This window comes from Anoxybacillus sp., from assembly GCF_036834105.1.
In the GTDB taxonomy this organism is placed as follows: domain Bacteria; phylum Bacillota; class Bacilli; order Bacillales; family Anoxybacillaceae; genus Anoxybacillus.
In genome coordinates this window covers 1-2,261 of sequence record NZ_DAITON010000214.1, presented here as the reverse complement: position 1 = coordinate 2,261, position 2,261 = coordinate 1, and the positions used below count along the sequence as shown (strand labels likewise).

The window sequence follows — 2,261 nt, the reverse complement described above, 5'->3', positions numbered from 1 at the left end:
CTTTCTAATTCATTAGTGTTGATAAATGTATTGTTGTATATATTTTTATAAGTTATAAATTTTGAGTTACCTTCAGTGAAATCCTCTTTGCTTTTATTGATTAAACCGCCATAAGTTGAGCCAATATCCGCTAACTTTTTTATTGGCCAATCCTTAGGAAAGCTATTAGCATTTGTTATTTTTTCTTTACTCACCATACCCCAACTCCTCCAAATACCCATACATCACCTTTTCAATTTCATCCCGTTCTTGTTCGAGTTGGCGAAGTTGACGAAGGGCTTCTGCCACATCGATTTGTTCTTCTTCTTCAGTTGTGTCAATGTAACGTGCAATGTTTAAGTTATAGTCATTTTCTTTAATTTCCTCTAATGTAACGACACGGCTATATTTGTCGACATCTTTCCACGCATCGTATGTGCTGACAATTTTTTGAATGTCCTCATCTCGAAGAACGTTTTGATTTTTTCCTTCTTGGTAGTCGTTAGATGCGTCAATGAAAAGAACTTTTCCTTTTTTATGCTCTTCTTTGTTTTTATTGATGATAAGGATGCATGCTGGAATACCTGTTCCATAGAATAGGTTCGCCGGCAAACCGATAATGGCTTCAATTAAATCTTCTTCTAAGATGCCTTGACGAATTTTTCCTTCCGCTCCGCCGCGGAAAAGAACACCGTGCGGCATGACAACTCCAGCTTTTCCTTCATCATTGAGTGTAGCAATCATATGTTGAATAAACGCATAGTCTCCTGCGTTTTTTGGCGGTAAACCAAAGCGAAAACGGTTAAATGCGTCTGCTTCTGCTTCTTCACGTCCCCAGTTTTTTAAGCTAAACGGAGGATTAGCAATGACGCGATCATATAATAGAAGCTCTCCGTTTTCGTCTAATAGTTTCGGTTCACGAATCGTATCGCCTTTTTTAATTTCATGGTCGCTTAAACCGTGAAGCAACAAGTTCATTTTACAAATCGCCCACGTATTTAAGTTTTTCTCTTGACCGTGCAATGTAATGTTGCGTGGGTTGCCACCTTTTTCTTTTATGTAGTCAACCGATTGAATAAGCATTCCACCAGATCCTGCGGTTGGATCGCATACACGCATGCCTTCTTCAGGTTTAATGAGTTTGACAATTAATTTAACGACTTGGCTTGGCGTATAAAACTCGCCGCCTTTTTTCCCTGCATCGTCAGCAAATTGTTTAATGAGATACTCATAAGCACGTCCAAGGATGTCAGGTTCGGATAAGTTTTCGTTGCGCAAGTCAATTTGCGAGAAGTGTTGTACTAATTGAAGAATAGTTTTATCTGACAGTTTTTCTTTATCGTTAAAATCAATATTCGCTAATACCCCTTGTAGGGAAGGGTTTTCATCTTCTAATAGTTCAAAAGCTTTGTTAATGACCGCACCCACGTCTTGGGAGTGAGATTGAATATAACTCCAACGTGCTTTTTCAGGTACGAAAAATTGATGTTCATCACGATCATACCAACCGTAATCTTCACCTTCTTCTTTTTCAATCCGCTCAGCAGTTTCGACAAACACATCGTTTAATCGTTTTAAAAACAACATTCCAAAAATATAGTTTTTATAGTCAGAAGAATCAATACTGCCACGCAATATATTCGCCGATTCCCATAAATGAGATTCAAGTTCTTGTAGCGTTAACTTGCTCATACTGTTGCCTCCATCAATTGTTGTTTCCTACATTTTCACTATAGCAAAATTCCCAGATTCTAGCTATCTTTTTTTAGTCATTCCCTGTTAAGACTAAAAAATGCCCACAAAACAAAAAACCCGAGCTCTTTCATCGAACTCGGGTTTTGCGATGATTCCGACTGGGCTCGAACCAGCGACCTCCACCCTGTCAAGGTGGCGCTCTCCCAGCTGAGCTACGGAATCGTATGTTGTTGTGTCATCGAACACACTTTTCATTATACGTACTGTCCATTACTTTGTCAAATACTTTTTTAAAAAATTTTTAGCCATTGCGTACGCAACGGCTAATGGCGGATGAAATCGATATGGGTTGCTTGAAAAAGCCCGTCTTTATATTCGTATGAGACAATTAAACTGCCGATATATTCGCCCCTTTTTCTTTCTAACATTGAACTACCGCTAGGCTAAAGCCATAGCGGATTCCTACGAACACCGAAGTCCCCTTCGGTTATTTAGTAGGCGATCCCCACAGTTCCTGCGGTTAAGAAGCCTGATGGCTTCGTTTTTCATATTGATACTTGCGTTCACATCTCGGTCGTGATAAGTAT

Annotated in this window: 2 protein-coding genes, 1 tRNA gene and 1 pseudogene; all 4 read right to left on the bottom strand. The window is 39.3% G+C overall.

What is annotated here, in order from left to right; genetic code table 11:
* A partial coding sequence (locus tag V7Z64_RS13025; RefSeq protein WP_442885212.1) for a hypothetical protein occupies nucleotides 1-197 on the bottom strand: 197 nt, incomplete at its 3' end.
* Nucleotides 187-1,671 carry a type I restriction-modification system subunit M gene (locus V7Z64_RS13020; RefSeq protein ID WP_297991238.1) on the bottom strand — a complete coding sequence of 495 codons (1,485 nt, stop codon included), beginning with the start codon at nucleotides 1,669-1,671 and terminating at the stop codon, nucleotides 187-189. The genes V7Z64_RS13020 and V7Z64_RS13025, both read right to left, overlap by 11 nt.
* A 152-nt stretch (nucleotides 1,672-1,823) precedes the next feature.
* Nucleotides 1,824-1,896: transfer RNA gene (locus tag V7Z64_RS13015), tRNA-Val, on the bottom strand.
* Nucleotides 1,897-2,136: 240 nt separating this feature from the next.
* Nucleotides 2,137-2,261: pseudogene (locus V7Z64_RS13375) on the bottom strand (IS200/IS605 family element RNA-guided endonuclease TnpB); the annotation flags it as partial.

Coding starts and splice junctions, on each gene's coding strand:
- V7Z64_RS13020 (WP_297991238.1), bottom strand. CDS start 1,671: ATGAGCAAGTTAACGCTACAAGAACTTGAATCTCATTTATGGGAATCG.